The organism is Micromonospora sp. CNZ295 (assembly GCF_004217535.1).
Map to the genome: position 1 here is coordinate 1382890 of NZ_SHKZ01000001.1, position 19091 is coordinate 1401980.

Annotated in this window: 17 protein-coding genes; 13 read left to right on the forward strand and 4 right to left on the reverse strand. The window is 71.0% G+C overall.

Translation table 11 applies throughout. The features are described from left to right. Positions 1 to 75: 75 nt before the first annotated feature. Together EV376_RS06615 and EV376_RS06620 are read left to right on the forward strand one after the other, a co-directional pair. Positions 76 to 4446, forward strand: coding sequence for a HAMP domain-containing protein (locus EV376_RS06615; RefSeq protein WP_486482539.1), 4371 nt, complete (start codon positions 76 to 78; stop codon positions 4444 to 4446). Further along, positions 4443 to 5003: a response regulator gene (locus EV376_RS06620; RefSeq protein ID WP_130321246.1), complete on the forward strand. Its 561-nt coding sequence runs from the start codon at positions 4443 to 4445 to the stop codon at positions 5001 to 5003. Before EV376_RS06615 ends, EV376_RS06620 begins: the two co-directional genes overlap by 4 nt. Before the next feature lie 214 nt (positions 5004 to 5217). On the opposite strand, the gene EV376_RS06625 is transcribed toward EV376_RS06620, so the two are convergent. Then, on the reverse strand, positions 5218 to 5553 hold the full coding sequence (locus tag EV376_RS06625; protein ID WP_130321247.1) for an STAS domain-containing protein: 336 nt from the start codon (positions 5551 to 5553) through the stop codon (positions 5218 to 5220). A 154-nt stretch (positions 5554 to 5707) separates the two neighbouring features. Here EV376_RS06625 and hemL point away from each other — a divergent pair, with 154 nt between their 5' ends. The 7 genes from hemL (at position 5708) to EV376_RS06660 (ending at position 13352) form a co-directional block, all read left to right on the forward strand. Further along, a complete protein-coding gene (gene hemL, locus EV376_RS06630) occupies positions 5708 to 7042 on the forward strand; it encodes a glutamate-1-semialdehyde 2,1-aminomutase (RefSeq protein WP_130321248.1) in 1335 nt (444 codons plus the stop codon). Between the two features lie 64 nt (positions 7043 to 7106). Continuing rightward, on the forward strand, positions 7107 to 7754 hold the full coding sequence (locus EV376_RS06635) for a histidine phosphatase family protein (protein WP_130321249.1): 648 nt from the start codon (positions 7107 to 7109) through the stop codon (positions 7752 to 7754). Then, positions 7754 to 8332 (forward strand): TlpA disulfide reductase family protein, encoded by a 579-nt coding sequence (locus EV376_RS06640; protein ID WP_130321250.1) that lies wholly within the window; start codon positions 7754 to 7756, stop codon positions 8330 to 8332. Before EV376_RS06635 ends, EV376_RS06640 begins: the two co-directional genes overlap by 1 nt. Further along, positions 8332 to 9198, forward strand: a complete 867-nt coding sequence (locus tag EV376_RS06645) for a sulfite exporter TauE/SafE family protein (protein WP_130321251.1) — start codon at positions 8332 to 8334, stop codon at positions 9196 to 9198. Before EV376_RS06640 ends, EV376_RS06645 begins: the two co-directional genes overlap by 1 nt. Then, entirely contained in the window at positions 9198 to 10841 is a 1644-nt protein-coding gene (gene resB, locus EV376_RS06650; protein WP_130321252.1) for a cytochrome c biogenesis protein ResB, read from the forward strand. The genes EV376_RS06645 and resB overlap by 1 nt, the downstream gene beginning before the upstream one ends. Continuing rightward, the gene (ccsB, locus tag EV376_RS06655; protein WP_130321253.1) at positions 10841 to 11818 is read left to right on the forward strand and encodes a c-type cytochrome biogenesis protein CcsB; all 978 of its coding nucleotides are present in this window, start codon (positions 10841 to 10843) and stop codon (positions 11816 to 11818) included. The genes resB and ccsB overlap by 1 nt, the downstream gene beginning before the upstream one ends. Before the next feature lie 52 nt (positions 11819 to 11870). Next, positions 11871 to 13352 carry an ATP-binding protein gene (locus EV376_RS06660; RefSeq protein ID WP_486482540.1) on the forward strand — a complete coding sequence of 494 codons (1482 nt, stop codon included), beginning with the start codon at positions 11871 to 11873 and terminating at the stop codon, positions 13350 to 13352. Positions 13353 to 13402: 50 nt separating this feature from the next. Here the strand turns inward: EV376_RS06660 and EV376_RS06665 are convergent, their stop codons facing one another. Then, positions 13403 to 13597, reverse strand: coding sequence for a hypothetical protein (locus EV376_RS06665; protein WP_130321254.1), 195 nt, complete (start codon positions 13595 to 13597; stop codon positions 13403 to 13405). A gap of 167 nt (positions 13598 to 13764) precedes the next feature. Between EV376_RS06665 and EV376_RS06670 the strand changes: the two genes are divergently transcribed. Both EV376_RS06670 and mqnP read left to right on the forward strand, forming a co-directional pair. Continuing rightward, positions 13765 to 15225, forward strand: coding sequence for a menaquinone biosynthesis decarboxylase (locus EV376_RS06670; RefSeq protein WP_130321255.1), 1461 nt, complete (start codon positions 13765 to 13767; stop codon positions 15223 to 15225). Next, on the forward strand, positions 15225 to 16136 hold the full coding sequence (gene mqnP / locus EV376_RS06675; protein ID WP_130321256.1) for a menaquinone biosynthesis prenyltransferase MqnP: 912 nt from the start codon (positions 15225 to 15227) through the stop codon (positions 16134 to 16136). The genes EV376_RS06670 and mqnP overlap by 1 nt, the downstream gene beginning before the upstream one ends. Positions 16137 to 16151: 15 nt before the next feature. Here the strand turns inward: mqnP and EV376_RS06680 are convergent, their stop codons facing one another. After that, on the reverse strand, positions 16152 to 17159 hold the full coding sequence (locus tag EV376_RS06680; RefSeq protein WP_486482541.1) for an isoprenoid biosynthesis enzyme family protein: 1008 nt from the start codon (positions 17157 to 17159) through the stop codon (positions 16152 to 16154). 174 nt (positions 17160 to 17333) lie between these two features. Between EV376_RS06680 and EV376_RS06685 the strand changes: the two genes are divergently transcribed. Beyond that, positions 17334 to 17963: a UbiX family flavin prenyltransferase gene (locus EV376_RS06685; protein ID WP_130321258.1), complete on the forward strand. Its 630-nt coding sequence runs from the start codon at positions 17334 to 17336 to the stop codon at positions 17961 to 17963. A gap of 25 nt (positions 17964 to 17988) precedes the next feature. Here the strand turns inward: EV376_RS06685 and EV376_RS06690 are convergent, their stop codons facing one another. After that, positions 17989 to 18255 (reverse strand): BldC family transcriptional regulator, encoded by a 267-nt coding sequence (locus tag EV376_RS06690; protein WP_130321259.1) that lies wholly within the window; start codon positions 18253 to 18255, stop codon positions 17989 to 17991. A 268-nt stretch (positions 18256 to 18523) separates the two neighbouring features. On the opposite strand from EV376_RS06690, the gene EV376_RS06695 reads away from it, so the two are divergent. Further along, a complete protein-coding gene (locus EV376_RS06695) occupies positions 18524 to 18982 on the forward strand; it encodes an Lrp/AsnC family transcriptional regulator (RefSeq protein ID WP_130321260.1) in 459 nt (152 codons plus the stop codon). Positions 18983 to 19091 lie beyond the last annotated feature (109 nt).

Below are 19091 nucleotides of genomic sequence, written 5' to 3' on the forward strand. Positions count from 1 at the left end.
GCGCGGACCGGGTCGTGGGCACAATAGTGGGATGGCCGGCTCCCGGCAGCCGGTGGCCCCCGACGTGAGCGAGGAATGATGACCACGGCGAAACAGCCGGTGGCGGATCCGTCCGCGCCGGACCACGAGGCGGTCCTCGTCGAGCTGACCGAGGCGCTGCGGCGGGTCCGCCGCGGTGATCTCAAGGTCCGGCTGCCCCGCCGGGCGGGCCGGGCCGGCGAGGTGGCGGACGCCTTCAACGAGGTGGTCTCGCTACAGGAGCGGCAGTACCACGACCTGCGGCGGATCAGCCGGATCGTCGGCCGGGACGGCCGGCTCACCGAACGCCTCGACGACGAGGGCCTGGACGGCTCCTGGGCGGAGGGGCAGCGTGCGGTCAACTCGCTGATCGACGACCTCGGGCGGCCGACCACCGAGATCGCCCGCGTCATCGTGGCGGTCGCCGAGGGCGACCTCTCCCAGCACATGGCGCTGGAGATCGACGGCCGGCCGCTGCGCGGCGAGTACCTGCGCATCGGGCGCACGGTGAACACGATGGTGGATCAGCTGTCGTCGTTCGCCGACGAGGTGACCCGGGTGGCCCGCGAGGTGGGCACCGAGGGCAAGCTCGGCGGCCAGGCCGACGTCCGCGGTGTGGCCGGCACCTGGAAGGACCTCACCGACTCGGTGAACACCATGGCGTCGAACCTGACCGGCCAGGTGCGGTCGATCTCGCAAGTGGCGACGGCGATGGCGAAGGGCGACCTGTCGCAGAAGATCACCGTGAGCGCGCGGGGTGAGATCGCCCAGCTGGCCGACACGATGAACTCGCTGACCGACACCCTGCGGCTCTTCGCCGAGCAGGTCACCCGGGTGGCTCGCGAGGTGGGCACGGACGGCAAGCTCGGCGGTCAGGCGGAGGTGCCGAACGTGGCCGGCACCTGGAAGGACCTGACCGACAGTGTGAACTCGATGGCGTCGAACCTGACCTCGCAGGTGCGCAACATCGCCCAGGTGTCGACCGCGGTGGCCCGGGGCGACCTGTCGCAGAAGATCACCGTCGCGGCGCAGGGCGAGATCCTGGAGCTGAAGGACACCGTCAACACGATGGTGGATCAGTTGTCGTCGTTCGCCGACGAGGTGACCCGGGTGGCCCGCGAGGTGGGCATCGAGGGCAAGCTGGGCGGCCAGGCCCAGGTGCGCGGTGTCTCCGGCACCTGGCGGGACCTCACCGAGAACGTCAACCAGCTCGCCGGCAACCTCACCAGCCAGGTCCGCAACATCTCCCAGGTCTCCACCGCCGTGGCGAAGGGTGACCTGTCGCAGAAGATCACGGTGGACGCGCAGGGCGAGATCCTGGAGCTGAAGAACACCGTCAACACGATGGTGGATCAGTTGTCGTCGTTCGCCGACGAGGTGACCCGGGTGGCCCGTGAGGTGGGCACCGAGGGCAAGCTGGGCGGTCAGGCGCAGGTCAAGGGCGTCAGCGGTACGTGGCGGGACCTGACCGACAACGTGAACTCGATGGCGTCGAACCTGACCTCGCAGGTGCGCAACATCGCCTCGGTCACCACGGCGGTGGCGAAGGGCGACCTGAGCCAGAAGATCACCGTGGACGCCCGGGGCGAGATCCTGGAGCTGAAGTCGACGGTGAACACGATGGTGGATCAGTTGTCGTCGTTCGCCGACGAGGTGACCCGGGTGGCCCGCGAGGTGGGCACCGAGGGCAAGCTGGGCGGCCAGGCCCAGGTGCGCGGCGTCGCCGGCACCTGGCGGGACCTGACCGACAACGTGAACTCGATGGCGTCGAACCTGACCTCGCAGGTGCGCAACATCGCCCAGGTGTCCACCGCGGTGGCGAAGGGTGACCTGTCGCAGAAGATCACGGTGGACGCGCAGGGCGAGATCCTGGAGCTGAAGAACACCGTCAACACGATGGTGGATCAGCTGTCGTCGTTCGCCGACGAGGTGACCCGGGTGGCCCGTGAGGTGGGCACCGAGGGCAAGCTGGGCGGTCAGGCGCAGGTCAAGGGCGTCAGCGGTACGTGGCGGGACCTGACCGACAACGTGAACTCGATGGCGTCGAACCTGACCTCGCAGGTGCGCAACATCGCCTCGGTCACCACGGCGGTGGCGAAGGGCGACCTGAGCCAGAAGATCACCGTGGACGCGCAGGGCGAGATCCTGGAGCTGAAGAACACCGTCAACACGATGGTGGATCAGCTGTCGTCGTTCGCCGACGAGCTGACCCGGGTGGGCCGCGAGGTCGGCATCGAGGGCAAGCTGGGCGGTCAGGCGCAGGTCAAGGGTGTCTCCGGCACCTGGCGGGACCTCACCGAGAACGTCAACCAGCTCGCCTCGACCCTGACCACCCAGTTGCGCGCCATCGCGCAGGTCTCCACGTCGGTGACCCGGGGCGACCTGACCCAGCGGATCGCCGTCGAGGCGCAGGGCGAGGTCGCCGAGCTGAAGGACAACATCAACCAGATGATCGTCACCCTCCGGGAGACGACCAAGAAGAACGCCGAGCAGGGCTGGCTGGACTCCAACCTGGCCCGGATCGGCGGTCTGCTCCAGGGACAGCGGGATCTCGGCGAGGTCTGCCGCATGATCATGATGGAGGTGACCCCTCTCGTCGACGCCCAGCTCGGCGCGTTCTTCCTGGTCGACAACTCCGAGGGAAGCCTCCGGCTGCGGCTCGCCGCCTCGTACGGGTACGTCGCCCGGGGGCACGACGTGACGTTCGGCCCGGGTGAGGGCCTGGTCGGGCAGACGGCCCTGTCCCGCCGCACCATCCGGGTCAGCGCGGCACCGGACAACCGGCTCACGCTCCGCTCCGGGCTGGCCGACACGCCGCCGGCCGACCTGGTCGTGCTGCCCGTCCTCTTCGAGGGCGAGCTGCTCGGCGTGATCGAGTTCGCCAGCGTGGCGGCCTTCTCCGACCTGCACCTGTCGTTCCTGGAGCGCCTGGTCCTCACCATCGGCATCGCGGTCAACACGATCCAGGCGAACCGGCGTACGGAGCAGCTGCTCGCCCAGTCGCAGCGACTGGCCCACGAACTGCAGGAGCAGTCGGCCGAGCTCCAGCGCACCAACGCGGAGCTGGAGGACAAGGCGAAGCTGCTGTCCGAGCAGAAGGGCAACATCGAGACGAAGAACCGGGAGATCGAGCTGGCCCGGCTCGGCCTGGAGGAGAAGGCGCAGCAGCTCACCCGGGCCTCGGCGTACAAGTCGGAGTTCCTGGCCAACATGAGCCACGAGCTGCGTACGCCGCTGAACTCCCTGCTGCTCCTGGCCCGGCTCCTCGCGGAGAACTCGGAGCGGAACCTCACCCCGAAGCAGATCGAGTTCGCCCGGACGATCCACAGCGCCGGCTCGGACCTGCTCTCGCTGATCGACGACATCCTCGACCTGTCCAAGATCGAGGCCGGTCGGATGGACGTGGAGCCCACCGAGATCCGGTTCGCCGAGATCCGCGGCTACGTCGAGCAGGCGTTCGTGCCGCAGGCCGAGGAGAAGGGCCTCGGCTTCGAGGTCCAGGTCAGCGGGGACCTGCCGGAGTCGATCGTCACCGACGCCCAGCGGCTCCAGCAGATCCTGCGCAACCTGCTCTCCAACGCGGTGAAGTTCACCGACACCGGCGCGGTGACGCTGACCATCGCCCCGGCCCCGGAGGACGCGGTCTTCGACGTGCCGGCGTTGACCAACGCCCGGCAGGTGATCGCGTTCACCGTGGTCGACACCGGCATCGGGATCTCCGACGACAAGCTCTCCATCATCTTCGAGGCGTTCCAGCAGGCCGACGGCACCACCAGCCGCCGGTACGGCGGCACCGGGCTGGGCCTGTCGATCAGCCGGGACCTGGCCCGGCTGCTGGGCGGCGCGATCAACGTGTCGTCGGCGCCGGGGCAGGGCTCGACGTTCACCCTGTTCGTCCCCGACGTGCTGGCGCCGGACGCGGTGGTGGCGCCGGCCCCGCCGTCGCCCACCCGGGCCGGCCTGCCGTCGTCGCTGCTGATGCCCCCGGTGGAGCTGCTGCCGGAGGCGTCCGAGGCGCCGGCGACCCGCCGGCTGGAGGGCGCGACCGTGCTGATCGTGGACGACGACGTACGGAACGTGTTCGCCCTGACGAGTGCATTGGAGTTGCACGGTATGACCGTGTTGTACTCGGACAACGGGGCGGACGGCGTCCGCCTGCTGGCCGAGCATCCGGAGGTGGACATCGTGCTGATGGACGCCATGATGCCCGACCAGGACGGATACGAGACGACCCGGCAGATCCGGCGCAACCACCGGTTCGCCGACCTGCCGATCGTCTTCCTGACCGCGAAGGCGATGCCCGGTGACCGGGAGTCGGCTCTGGCGGCCGGGGGCAGCGACTACATCACCAAGCCCGTCGACCTGGACGAGCTGATCGAGTTGATGTCGTCCTGGATCGTTGGCGGCCGGAGTGAGGAGAGTTCGTGACCCAGATGGCGAAGGCGCTGCTGGTGGACGACCGCCGGGAGAACCTGATGGCGCTGGAGGCGATCCTCCAGGGGCTCCCGGTGCAGTCGGTGGCCGTGGAGAGCGGTGAGGCCGCCCTGAAGCAGCTCCTCGTGGACGACTTCGCGGTGATCCTCCTCGACGCCCAGATGCCCGACATGGACGGCTTCGAGACGGCCAGCCACATCAAGCGGCGGGAGCGGACCCGGCATGTGCCGATCATCTTCCTCACCGCCGCCGATCGCGACGCCCAGCTGGCCCTGCGCGGGTACGCGGCCGGCGCGGTCGACTACCTCACCAAGCCGTTCGACCCGTGGGTGCTCCGCGCCAAGGTCTCGGTCTTCGTTGAGCTGTGGGTGAAGACCCGGCAGCTCGCGGCCCAGTCCGACCTGGTCCGGGAACGGGACGCCCAGTGGCGGCTGCTGACCGACGCGGTCGACGAGGCGACCGCCCTGCTCCGCGCCGAGTCGGACCCGGAGGCGGCGGCCCGCGCCATCGACCTCCTGGAACAGGCCCGCTGGGGCAACAACCCAGCCTGACCCACCAGCCCTCGCCCCACTCCGCCCTCGCCCCACTCCGCCCTCGTCGCGCTCCTTGCCGCGTCGATCTTGCACTTTCGGCCCGAGATATGCCCGAGTCGCCCCGATTCGTCGGGGTCGAAAGTGCAAGATCGCGGGGCCCGAGGGTGGGGCGTGGGGCCCGAGGGTGGGGCGTGGGGCCCGAGGGTGGGGCGCGGGGGCGGGTGGGTTCGTATCAGGGAGTGGGGGATTCGTTGCGGATCATCAGGGCGCTGCGGAGGCCGGTGATGTCGAGGACGCGAAGCAGGAACTCGCCCACGTTGGTCAGGACCAGCAGGCTCTGCGCGTGACTGGCCTTGCGGCTGAGCACGACCAGCGTGCCCAGGCCCTGCGAGTCGCAGAAGGTGACGCCGGCCAGGTCGAGCACGATCCGCGGCGGTGGGTCGGTCAGCACCTCGTTGACGACGGTCGAGAGCTGGGCGGCCGTCAGCATGTCGATCTCACCGGCGAGACGAAGGACTGCTTCGTCACCCGACCGGTGCAGCGTGATGGACAGTTCGGCACGATCCACCCGGTCAGCCTAGCGCGATCTCGATTCACCGGCCTGTCGGAGACGGGGCCGCCCCGGTTACCCCGGGTGACCGGGGCGGGCCAGGGTGAGCCGGGTAACCCGGGTGCGGGGTGCCTGCCGATCCGGCCGCCGACGCTGACACAATGGCGGCATCGTGACCGACGTGTTTCCCGCCGGATCCGGCCGCTACCCGGCCGACGCGCCGGCCTCCGAGGCCCTGTTCGACCGCGCCCGCGCCATCGTGCCGGGCGGGGTGAACTCCCCTGTGCGGGCGTTCCGTGCCGTCGGCGGCACCCCGCGCTTCATGGTCCGCGGGGCGGGTCCGTGGCTGTACGACGCCGACGGGCGGCGCTACGTCGACCTGGTCTGCTCCTGGGGACCGCTGATCCTCGGGCACGCCCACCCCGAGGTGGTCGAGGCCGTGCAGGCCGCCGCCGCGAAGGGCACCAGCTTCGGCACGCCCACCCCGGGTGAGGTGGAGCTGGCCGCGGAGATCGTCGACCGGACGCCGGTCGAGCAGGTGCGCCTGGTCAATTCGGGCACCGAGGCCACCATGTCGGCGATCCGGCTCGCCCGGGGTTACACCGGCCGCGCGAAGATCATCAAGTTCGCCGGCTGCTACCACGGGCACTCCGACGCGCTGCTCGCCGCCGCGGGCTCCGGTGTCGCCACGTTCGGCCTGCCCGACTCGCCCGGCGTGACCGGCGCGGCGGCCGGTGACACGATCGTGCTGCCGTACAACGACCTCACCGCCGTCGAGGCCGCCTTCGCCGCCGAGGGTCCGCACATCGCCGCGGTCATCACCGAGGCCGCCGCCGGGAACATGGGCGTGGTCGCTCCGCGCGACAACTTCAACCAGCGGCTCGCGTCGATCGCCCACGCGCACGGTGCGCTGCTCATCGTCGACGAGGTGATGACCGGGTTCCGGGTCTCCCGCGCCGGGTGGCACGGCCTCGACGCCTCCGACGCCGACCTCTGGACGTACGGCAAGGTCATGGGCGGTGGCCTGCCCGCCGCGGCGTTCGGCGGGCGCGCGGAGATCATGGCGCGGCTGGCCCCCGCCGGCCCGGTCTACCAGGCCGGCACCCTCTCCGGTAACCCGCTCGCCTGCGCCGCCGGCCTCGCCACGCTGCGGCTCGCCGACGACGCGCTCTACCGCAGGCTGGACGACACGGCCGCCGTGGTGGGCAAGCTCGCGGGCGACGCGCTGGCCGCCGCGGGGGTGCCGCACCGGCTGTCGTACGCCGGCAACATGTTCTCGATCTTCTTCACGGACGCCGAGGTGGTCGACTACGACAGCGCCCGCACCCAGCAGGTGCCGGCGTTCAAGGCGTTCTTCCACGCGATGCTCGCGGCCGGGGTCTACCTGCCGCCGAGCGCGTTCGAGTCGTGGTTCGTGTCGGCGGCGATCGACGACGCCGCCCTGGAGCAGATCGCCGCGGCGCTGCCGTCGGCGGCAGCGGCGGCTGCGGCAGGTCACGGGGGGTAGCGGTGAGCGCGAGGAGTGAGCCGGGTTTGCGAGCCCCGCAGTCGCGAACGAAGGGGGCACGGTCGTGAGTAAGACGGTGGTCCACGTGCTGCGTCACGGGGAGGTACACAACCCGGACGGCATCCTGTACGGGCGGCTGCCCGGCTTCCGCCTCTCCGAGCTGGGCGTGCAGATGGCGAAAGCCGCCGCGCAGGGGCTCGCGGAGCGGGAGGTCGTGCACGTCGTCGCCAGCCCGCTGGAGCGTGCCCAGCAGACCGCCGAGCCGATCGCCGCGCAGTTCGGGCTGCCGGTCGGGGTGGACGAGCGGCTGATCGAGAGCGCCAACTGGTTCGAGGGCAAGAAGGTCTCGCCGGGCGACGGCTCGTTCCGCGACCCGCGCAACTGGTGGGTGCTGCGGGACCCGGTCACCCCGTCCTGGGGCGAGGCGTACCGGGCCATCGCCGAGCGCATGTTCGCCGCCCTGCACGCCGCCCGGGTGGCCGCGGAGGGGCGGGAGGCGGTGCTGGTCTCCCACCAGCTGCCGATCTGGACGCTGCGCCGGTACGTCGAGCGGAAGCGCCTCTGGCACGACCCGCGTAAGCGGCAGTGTGGCCTGGCCAGCCTCACCACGTTCCACTTCGAGGGTGCCAAGGTGGTCGGGATCGGCTACTCCGAGCCGGCCGCGCACCTGATCGCGATATCGCCGACCGCCCGGACGGCCAAGGGGGCCTGATGAACGCCCGGAGGAGGTTGGGCGCCGGTCTGCTCGCCGCCGTCGCCACGGTGGCGCTGACCGCCTGCTCCTCGTCGACGGGCGAGGAGGCGTGCGCCACCAGCACCGACGGCGTCTTCGAGTGCGCTCCCGAGCAGCGTTCGGCGGCCCCGAAGCTCGCCGGTGAGCTGCTCGACGGCGGCAGCTACGACGTGGCGAAGGACCGCGGGCAGGTCGTCGTGGTCAACTTCTGGGGTTCCTGGTGCGCGCCCTGCCGGGCCGAGGCCGACGACCTGGAGGCCACCTACCAGGCCACCAAGGGCTCCGGCGTGACCTTCCTCGGGGTCAACGTGCAGGACCAGCGGGACAAGGCGAAGGCGTTCGAGGCGGGCCGGGTCACCTACCCGAGCCTCTTCGACCCAGGCAGCCGGCTGGCGCTCGACCTGGACATCCCGCCGAACACGGTCCCCGCGACCGTCGTGCTGGACCGGGACGGCCGGATCGCCGCGGTGATCCGGGCCGCGGTCAAACAGCAGGGCCTGCAGCCCATCGTCGAGCGGATCGCCGCGGAGTCCCCCGCACCGACCGGCGAACGCTGATGGGCGAGACCTTCCGCGAGATCGCCCAGTCCGGCCCGCTGCTGCTCGCCATCGGCGCGGCGGCGCTGGCCGGCCTGGTCAGCTTCCTCTCGCCGTGCGTGCTTCCGCTGATGCCGGGTTACCTGTCGTACGTGACCGGCCTGGCCGGCGCCGACCTGGAGGGGGCAAGGAAGGGCCCCCTCTTGACGCCTCCGGTAGCGGACGGGTCCCTTGGCGACGCGCCGAGGGACGGGGGGGTCGCGCTTCGGGAACGCACCGCCCGGGCCGCCGTCGCCGCCGTCGCCGTGGTCAAGGGGCGGGTGCTCGCGGGGACGCTGCTCTTCATCGCCGGCTTCACGGTGGTCTTCACCGCCACCGCCGTTCTCTTCTCCACCGTCGGCAAGATCTTCTTCGAGTACGAGCGGGCGCTGGAAATCGGCATCGGCGCCCTGGTCGTGGTGCTCGGCCTCGGCTACCTCGGGCTGATCCCCGGCCTGCAACGCGAGCTGCGCATCCAGCGGCTGCCCGCCGCCGGGTTGCTCGGCGCGCCCGTGCTCGGGGCGGTCTTCGCGCTCAGCTGGCTGCCCTGCACGGGGCCGACCCTGGGCGCGGTGCTCGGCATGGCCACCGTCGAGGGGCAGACCGACCGGGCCGTGGTGCTGGCCGTGGCGTACTGCCTCGGGCTGGGGGTACCGTTCGTCGTCTTCGGGCTGGGCTTCCAGCGCCTGCTCGGGGTCTTCCGCGCCGTCCGGCGCAACAGCCGGTGGGTCACCCGGATCGGCGGCGCGCTGCTGATCGTCATCGGCCTGGCGCTCGTGAGCGGCGGCTGGACCAACGTCGTGATCTGGCTGCAGACCACCGTCGGGGTGGGTGAGGTGAGCATCTGATGAGCGTCGTGGACGAGCGGCCGGCTCCGCCGGCCGAGGCGCCCCGGCGCCGTGCCAACCCGGTCCTGGCGCTGCTGCGCAACTCGTGGCGGCAGCTCACCAGCATGCGTACGGCGCTGGTCCTGCTCTTCCTGCTCGCGATCGCCGCGATCCCCGGCTCGGTGCTGCCGCAACGCGGCGTCAACCCGGAGGACGTCCGGGACTACTTCGCCGCGCACCCCGACCTGGCGCCGGTGCTGGACCGGATCGGCGCGTTCGAGGCGTTCGGCTCGGTCTGGTTCTCCGCGATCTACCTGCTGCTGTTCACCTCGCTGATCGGCTGCATCACGCCCCGCCTGCGGGACCACTTCCGGGCCCTGCGGTCGCAGCCCCCGCCGGTGCCGAAGCGGCTGGACCGGCTGCCCCAGCACGCGGTGTTCGCCGGGCCGGCCGGTGGTGCGGCCGCGATCGCCGAGTCGCTGCGCCGCCGCCGCTGGCGGGTGGTGGTCCGTGGCGACGAGGTCTCCGCGGAGAAGGGCTACCTCAAGGAGACCGGCAACCTGCTCTTCCACACCTCGATGGTGGTGGTGCTGGTCGGCGTCGCGCTCGGCTCCTGGTACGGCTGGAGCGGCAACCGCCTCCTGGTCGCCGGCGCGGACAACGCGTTCTGCAACACCAAGCAGCAGTACGCCGAGACGAAGTTCGGCCCCCGCGTCGGCAGCGGCGACCTGCCCCGGTTCTGCATGACGCTGGACGACTTCGAGGCGGAGTTCCTGGCGGCCAACGGCCAGCCGGAGTCCTTCAACGCCAAGGTCACGGTCGACGAGGACGGCGGGGCGCCCCGGGCGGCCGAGTTCTCGGTGAACTCGCCGCTGCGGCTGGACGGTGCCAACGTCTACCTGCTCGGCCACGGGTACGCCCCGGTGCTCCGCTACACCGATCGCTTCGGCAACGGCCAGACCAGCGCGACCCCCTTCCTCGCGACCGGTGACATCGGGCTGACCGGGGAGGGCGCGGCCCTCTTCCCCGACGCGAACGTCGACCCGGCGACCGGCGAGCGGGATTCGAGCCTCCAGATGGCCTTCACCGGCCTCTACCTGCCGACGGCCCCGCAGGAGGGCCCGTTCGTCCGGTCCGAGTTCCCGACCGAGCGCAACCCGCTGCTCAACCTGGTCGCGTACCGGGGGAACCTGGGTCTGGACGCGGGCATCCCCGGCTCGGTCTACGAGCTGGACCAGCGGCAGGTGCAGTCCGGCCGGGTCAAGGAGGTCGGCACCGAGCTGCTCAAGGTCGGCGAGACGTGGACGCTGGACGACGGCACCACGCTCGAGTTCCTCGGCACCGAGCCGTACATCGTCCTGTCCGTGCGGTACGACCCCGGCTCGACCCTGCTGCTGGTCAGCTCCGGCGCGCTGCTGCTCGGCCTGATGGGCTCGCTCTTCGGCCGCCGGCGGCGGGTCTTCTTCCGGGTGCTCCCGGCGGACCCCGGGTACGGATCTCCGACGAGCGGTAGTAGTTTGGTGGAGGCCGGTGGCCTGCCGCGCACCGACCATCCCGGGTTCGCCGACGAGTTCGCGCAGCTCGTGGCCACGGTCGGTGACGGGGAGCGGGACGAGCGGGCCGGCGCCGACGACCGGGCCGGAGCGCGAGAAGGAGCCGAGTGATGTCCGCACTCTCCGACCAGCTGGTGACGTTCGCGATCCTGGCGTACCTGGTCGCGATGATCAGCCACGCCGTCGAGTACGCGCTCGGCAACTCCCGTACCCGGGTCGCCGCGCCCGCCCGCGAGCTGGTCGGCGCCGGCGTCGGAGGGCCCGGCGACGTGGTCGCGACGGTGCCGGCAGCCGAGGGTGCGCCGACGGGTGCCGAGCGGACCGCCGCGCGGGCCCGGCTGGCCGGCCTGGTAGCCGTCGGCGTGACCGCCGTCGGCGCCCTGCTGCACGTCAGCGCGCTGGTCACGCGCGGCCTCGCCGCCGACCGGATGCCCTGGGGCAACATGTACGAGTTCGTGCTGACCGGCACCTGGATCGGGGTCGCCGCCTGGCTGGTGGTGCTCTGGAAGCGGCCACAGCTGCGCCGCCTCGGGCTGTTCCTCTCGCTGGTGATGGTGCTGCTGGTGGCCACGGCCGAGCTGGTGCTCTACACCCCGATCGTCCCGCTGGTGCCGGCGCTCAACTCGTACTGGTTCGTCATCCACGTGTCGACGGTCGTCTTCGCCTCCGGCATCTTCCTGCTGGGCGTGGTGCCGGCGGTGGCGTTCCTGATCCGCTCCGGCTACGAGCAGGGCCGGCGCAGCTTCCCGTACACCCTGGCCAAGCGGCTGCCGACGGCGGCGGCCCTGGAGCGGCTCACGTTCATGCTGCACGCCTTCGCGTTCCCGGTCTTCACCTTCGCGGTGATCGCCGGTGCGATCTGGGCGGAGGCGGCCTGGGGGCGGCCGTGGGGTTGGGACCCGAAGGAGACCTGGTCGTTCATCTCCTGGGTCATCTACGCCGGCTACCTGCACGCCCGGGCCACGCCGAGCGTGAAACGGAACGTGGCGACCTGGCTCGCCGTGCTCGGGTTCGCCTCGATGCTGATGAACCTGTTCGGCGTGAACATCTTCTTCGAGGGCTTGCACTCGTACGCCGGCATCGACTGAACCTGCAAAATGTATAACTACACTTATTAGAAGTGTAGTTATACTTCTTGCTGTGGACCTGGTTAAGCCTTCCGAGATCTTCGACCGCGATGTCGAGTGGGCTGAGCTGGTCCGTTTCGCCACGGACGACCGTCCTGGCGCAACCCTGGGCGTGGTGAGCGGCCGTCGACGGCAGGGCAAGACCCTGCTGCTGTACGAGCTGGCTCGTGCCACAGGCGGCTTCTACTTCGGTGCCACTGAGGCGACCCCGACGGAATCGCTGCGTCGGCTGGGCGAGGCGCTCGGTCGGCACACCGGTGCCCCCGGGCCGCTGCACCTGACGGACTGGTCGAGTGCGGTCGACGCACTGCTTGGCCTTGGCCGCGACCGACCGCTCACAGTGGTGATCGACGAGTTCCCCTACTTGGCACGGGCGAGCCGCGACCTGCCGTCGGTGATCCAGCACGCGCTCACCCCCGGCCGGGCCGAGCGAACCGGCTCCCGTGCCCGTCTCCTGTTGTGTGGTTCGGCACTTTCGTTCATGGGTGGGCTACTGGCCGGCTCCGCCCCGCTGCGCGGGCGAGCCGGACTCGAACTGCCCGTCGCGCCCCTGGACTACCGGGCGGCGGCCACCTTCTGGGGCCTTCGCGACCCGATGCTGGCCGCTCGGGTCTTCGCCATCGTCGGGGGTACGCCGGCCTACCGGCGGGAGTACGTGCAGGACGACGCGCCCGACGGCCCGGACGACTTCGATGACTGGGTCGTGCGGGCGGTGCTAAATCCCGCCCGTCCACTGTTCCGCGAGGCGCGCTATCTGCTTGCCGAGGATCCGGACCTACGGGACACCGCGCTCTACCACTCGGTGCTGTCGTCGGTCGCCGAAGGCAACGGCACCCGGGGTGGGATCGCCGGCTTCATCGGCCGGAAGGCCACCGATCTGCATCATCCACTCACGGTGCTCGAGGACGCCGGGCTCCTGGCACGGGACCCGGACCCGCTGCGTAGCGGTCGCAGCCGCTACCGCATCGCCGAGCCCCTCATCACCTTCTACCAGGCCGTGATGCGCCCGGCCTGGACGGCGCTGGAGCAGCGGCGCGGTGCGGACGTCTGGCGCCGATCCCAGCGCCGGTTCGCCAGTGCGGTGCTCGGACCGGCATTCGAAGAGATCGTCCGGCAGTGGGCGCTGCGATTCGCTGATCCGGAGACGTTGGGCGGCCTTGTCGCGGAAGCAAGCCCGGCCGTCCTCACCGATCCGTCCGCGCGAAGCAGCCACGAACTCGACCTCGTCGCGCTGGGTGAGCCACCGCTCGGCGATGGTCCGCGTCCCCTACTCGCGATCGGTGAGGTCAAGTGGGGCCGGCTGCTGGGACGGCCCGACCTGGATCGACTTGAGCGTTGCCGCGAGCTTCTCATCGCCCGCCCCGGGTTGGACGCGCGCAACGCGCGACTGTTGCTGGCCAGCGCCGAGGGCTTCACCGACGAATTGCGGCAAGTCGCCGACCATCGCACGGATGTGGTCCTGGTGGATCCAGGCCGGCTCTACTCGGGCGATTAACGTCCGTTCGCCTCAGCGTCCAGCCCGCTCGCCCCGTCCGTGGCGAGCCCTTACCGGAAGCGTTGGCTCAGGGTCTCGTTGACGCGCAGGGTGATCTGGTATGCGACCTCCGGTAGGTCGGCAAGGTCGAGCCGCTCGGCGCGTAGCGCGAACTGTGCGTGCAACTCGCGGGCGACCGCGTCGCGCAGCCTGGCCTGTAGCGGCGACAACCCGTCCGGATCGCCGACAACGTACGCGTCCAACATGCGGCAATCCTGTCCAGCGTTGGCGGCCTCGGCACAGAGGCAGTGAGATATATCGCCGCGGTCGCTCGGTTCGAACGGCAACTGTCCAAGATCTCGAAGTTGTGGTGACGAGACGTCGACAAGGGCCCCCTCCTTGCACCTCCGGGCGGTGGGGGAGACTTGCGGGCATGGCGGCTCGTGGCTTCCCGTACACCGATCTCCAGGACTTCCTCGCCGCGCTGGAACGCGCGGGTGAGCTGCGGCGGGTCAGCGCCCCGGTGGACCCGACCCTGGAGATCAGCGAGATCGTGACCCGGACGGTGCGGGCCGGGGGCCCGGCGCTGCTCTTCGAGCGGCCGACCCGGGGCGAGATGCCCGTCGCGATCAACCTCTTCGGCACCGAGAAGCGGATGGCGATGGCGCTCGGGGTCGAGCACCTCGACGAGATCGGCGAGCGGCTGGGCAACATGCTCAAGCCGGAACTGCCGGTCGGGCTCTCCGGGATGATGGAGGGCCTCGGCAAGGTCATGCAGCTCAAGTCGATGCCGCCGAAGAAGGTGCGGACCGCCCCCTGCCAGCAGGTGGTCTACCGCGGCGCCGACGTCGACCTGAACCGGCTTCCGGGGTTGCAGGTCTGGCCGGGCGACGGCGGGATCTTCCACAACTTCGGGCTGACGCACACCAAGCACCCCGAGACCGGCAAGCGCAACCTGGGGTTGTACCGGTTGCAGCAGCACTCGCACAACACGCTCGGCATGCACTGGCAGATCCACAAGAACTCGACCGCGCACCACGCGGTCGCCGAGCGGCTCGGGCAGCGGCTGCCGGTGGCGATCGCGATCGGCGCCGACCCGGTGGTCGCGTACTCGGCCAGCGCGCCGCTCCCCGCCGACATCGACGAATACCTCTTTGCGGGGTACCTGCGCGGCGAGCGCGTCGAGATGGTGGACTGCCTGACGGTCCCGCTGCAGGTGCCGGCCCACGCGCAGGTGGTCCTGGAGGGCTACCTCGAGCCCGGCGAGCGGCTCCCGGAGGGCCCGTTCGGCGACCACACCGGCTTCTACACACCGGTGGAGCCGTTCCCGGTGCTGCACGTCGAGTGCATGACCATGCAGCGCGACCCGGTCTACCACTCGATCGTCACGTCCCAGCCGCCGCAGGAGGACCACGGCCTCGGCAAGGCCACCGAGCGGATCTTCGCGCCGCTGCTGCGCTTCCTGATCCCGGACATCGTCGACTACGACCTGCCGGCGGCCGGTGTCTTCCACAACTGCGCGATCGTGTCGATCCGCAAGCGCTACCCGAAGCACGCGCAGAAGGTGATGAACGCGATCTGGGGCGCGCACATGATGTCGCTGACCAAGCTGATCGTGGTCGTCGACGAGGACTGCGACGTGCACGACTACAACGAGGTCGCCTTCCGCGCCTTCGGCAACGTCGACTACGCCCGGGACCTGCTGCTCACCGAGGGGCCGGTCGACCACCTGGACCACGCGTCGTACCAGCAGTTCTGGGGCGGCAAGGCCGGCGTCGACGCCACCCGCAAGCTCCCCGAGGAGGGCTACACGCGGGGCTGGCCGGAGGAGATGAGCATGTCGCCGGAGGTTGTCGCCCTGGTCGACAAGCGGTGGAAGGAGTACGGCATCTGATGGCCGTCGTCGACGCGCCGGCCGAGCGGCCGGGCCGGGTGAAGTCCTTCCTGAAGCTGGTGGCGATCGAGCACTCGGTGTTCGCGCTGCCGTTCGCGTACCTGTCGGCGCTGACCGCCATGCAGCTGAACGGCGGGCGGGTCCGCTGGCTCGACCTGCTGCTGATCACCGTGGCGATGGTCGGCGCGCGGACGTTCGCGATGGCCGCCAACCGGATCCTGGACCGGCGGATCGACGCGCGGAACCCGCGCACCGCCAACCGGGAGCTCGTCACCGGAGCGGTGAGCGTCCGGACGGCCTGGACCGGGGCGGCGGTCGCGCTGGTGGTGTTCCTGGCCGCCGCCGCGCTGCTCAACCCGCTCTGCCTGGTGCTCGCGCCGCTCGCGGTGGTGCCGCTCGTCGTCTACCCGTACGGCAAGCGGTTCACCAACTGGCCGCACGCGATCCTGGCGGTGGCGCAGGCGGTCGGCCCGGTCGGCGCGTGGCTGGCGGTCACCGGCACGTTCGCCGGCTCGTGGCCGGCCTGGCTGCTCGGCGCGGCGGTCGGGCTGTGGATCGGCGGGTTCGACCTGATCTACGCCTGCCAGGACGCCGAGGTGGACCGGGCGATCGGCGTGCGCAGCGTGCCGGCCCGCTACGGGCTGCGCTTCGCACTGCACGCCTCGACCGTGGCGCACGTGGTGACGTTCGCGTTGTTCGTGTGGTTCGGTGCGCTGGTCGGCTTCGGCTGGCTGTGGTGGATCGGGCTGGCGCTGACCGCGGTCGCCTTCGCATACCAGCACGTGGTGGTCAGCCCGACCGACCTGAGCCGGGTCAACCGCGCGTTCTTCACGGCGAACGGCTTCGTGGGCATCGCGCTCTTCGTCTTCGCGCTGCTCGACCTGGTGGTCCGCCTCGGCCTGCGGCCCTGACGGCCCGGCGGAGCGTCAAGAGGCGGCCCCTGCTCTACCGGAGGCGTTGAGAAGGGGCCCCTCCTCACCCGCGTAGCGGGTGCTCTCGAGGGTCCAGTCGATCGTGCCGCGGACGGCGTTGGCGACCACGTCGAGATGGTCCGTGACGGCCGCGTCCAGCGCCGGCCCGAACGACGGTACGGACGCGCGCAGCTCGACGAACCGGCGCAGCGACGCGCGCCAGCGGTCGGCTGCCAGCCGCACCGCGTCGGCCACCGGCACGCGCTGCTCGCCGGCGATCGCGAGGACCAGGTTGTGCCCGACGGCGATGGGCTCCTCGCGCTCCAACGAGGCCAGGTCGTTGAACCAGGACAGCAGGTCGTTGCCCGTGTCGGCGACCTGGCGCAGCAGCGGATGGTGGTAGACCGGATCCGGCAGCGGGCGCCCGGTCACGAACTCCACCAGCGGGTACGAGACGTACGCCGCCGAGGTGGCGCGGCGCAGCTCGACGTACTCGGCCACGCCCGGCCGGTGGCCGGTGGCCTTCCCGACGGCCTCGCGCCAGGTGCCGTCGAGATGGTGGGCGACCGCCTCGGCGATCCGTGCCCGCCACCGCGCCGGCATCCGGCGGCGCGGCTCCCGCCACGCCCGGACCAGCAGCTGGCGCAGGCCGCCGTCCAGACCGGGCGACCGGAAGCGGGCCCCGCCGTGCAGCACCGTCAGCGCGCCCGTGCGCAGCGCCCGGATCTGGTCCGGGGTGAGCCGCTCCGGCCCGTCGCAGGCGTCGTCGACCAGGAAGAACCAGGTGAAGAGCGCGGCGAGGACCCGGAGATCGGCCTCCGTCGCGCCGGGGTAGAGCCGGCCGGCGTACCGGGCGACGCCGGCGGCGGCCAGCCGTCGGCCGGCCGCCGCGTCCAGCGGCAGGTCGAGGTCGGGCAGCAGCTCGTCGACGAGCCACCGCTGCACCCCGTCGGCGTACGGCGAGAGGCGGGGCGGGATCGGGCACTCCGCCCGTAGCGACCAGAGGACCTCGCCGGTCGTCACCATTCCTCCCGCCCACGATCCGTCCGTCCGTAATTTCGCGGCACAGCATGTCAGGTCGGCGGGAAGCCCGCGCTCCCGGGCGGACAATGCAGGCCGTCCGGCGGCATCCATCGCCCACCCGGACAAACCGGGGGTGCCTGCTCGCGGACACCGGCGACCAGGCAGGCTGGAGACATGCGCGAACCATGGGTGGTCGGTGTCTCCGGGGCCTCCGGCACGCCGTACGCGGCCGCCGTCCTGCGGGCGCTGCTCGACGCCGGGGAACCGGTGGACCTGATCGTGTCCCGGGCCGCTCGGTTGACCATCCTCGACGAGACGGGCCGGCCGTTCCGTGACGGGCACTGGGCCGAGGACCTCGCCGCGTGGCTGGGGCGGGACCTCGCCGGCGCCGACATCCGCCACTGGGCCGCCGGCGACCTCGCCGCCGGCCCGAGCAGCGGCTCCTACCGGGTACGCGGCATGGTGGTCGTCCCGGCGAGCACGGCGGCCTGCGCCGGAATCGCCATCGGGCTCTCCAAGGATCTGCTGCAACGGGCGGCCGAGGTCAACCTGAAGGAGCGCCGGCCGGTGGTCGTCGTGCCCCGCGAGACCCCGGTGACCCGCAGCCACCTGGAGCACCTGATCGCGCTGCACGACGCCGGCGCGGTGGTGCTACCGGCCAGCCCCGGCTTCTACGGTGCGGGAGCGGCGGCCTCCGCCGCCCAACTGGTCGACTTCGTCGCCGGCAAGGTGCTGGACGTGCTGAGCGTGTCGCACACGCTCTTCCGCCGCTGGGCGGGCGAGTTGGGTGCGGCGCGCGACTGAACGAACCGCGCGCCGGCACACCACCTCAGTACATGCCGGCGTTCGCCGGACCGGACCCGGTCGAGGCGGTTGGACCCGCGTTCCGCGGCTTGCCCATGTCCTCCGCCTCGTCCAACATGCCCTCCCCCTCGAGCAACGCTCGCACCTCGGATTCCCGAAACCGGCGGTGCCCGCCTGGAGTCCGGATGCTGCCTATCCGGCCCGCCGCCGCCCACCTGGTCACAGTCTTGGGATCAACCCGAAACAGCGCGGCGACCTCACCCGGTGTCAGCAGGCGATCTCCAGTGTCCACAGCCCCCTCCTCGCATCGACGAAGCCCCCGGCTGAACACACTGCCCCCGGCCGGTGCGAGCCCAGAGCCGTCATGAGGGACGTATGGCAATTACAGCACCAGCGACCTGGCCTGTCCGCCAAACGCGAAAAAAGCACTGAGTGGGAAGTTAGGAAATGTTACCTGCGAACGGCTCCCTTCACGGTGAGTTTGTGAACAATTACGACTCGTAAGCATGGCCGGGTCGCCGCGCCCTGCCTCACCCCGTTACGACTAGGGTCTACAGTCCGTGGACTCGATCGACCTGAGCATCGTTGAGCTGCTGCGCGGCAACGCCCGCCTCTCGTACGCCGAGCTGGCCCGCCAGGTGGGCCTCTCCGCCCCGGCCGTCCACGAGCGGGTCGGGAAGCTGGAGTCCAGCGGTGTGATCCGCGCGTACCGGGCCGAGGTGGAGCCGGAGAGCATCGGGCTCGGCGTGACGGCGCTCATCGGCATCGTCGAGGACTCCGGCGCGGACACCGACGACGTGCTGGAGGCGTTCCGCGCCATCCCCGAGATCGAGTCCTGCTACTTCATGGCCGGTGTGGAGTCGTTCCTGCTCAAGGCGAGGGTCGGCACCATCGCCGAGTTGGAGCAGCTCATCGTGCGGTTGAGCCGCATCCCGGGCGTCGCCTCCACCCGGACCAGCATCGCCCTGTCGACAAAGTGGGAGAACCGCCCCCAGCCCGTGACCTCACCGCCCGCCTGAGCGCCCCTCGCCCGGTCGCTCAGCGCAACCTCGTGGCGGTGGTGCACCCGCCATTTCGCCGCCTTTGCTCTGCTTACCAATACGCGACAGTCACGGACCGTGCTTGCCT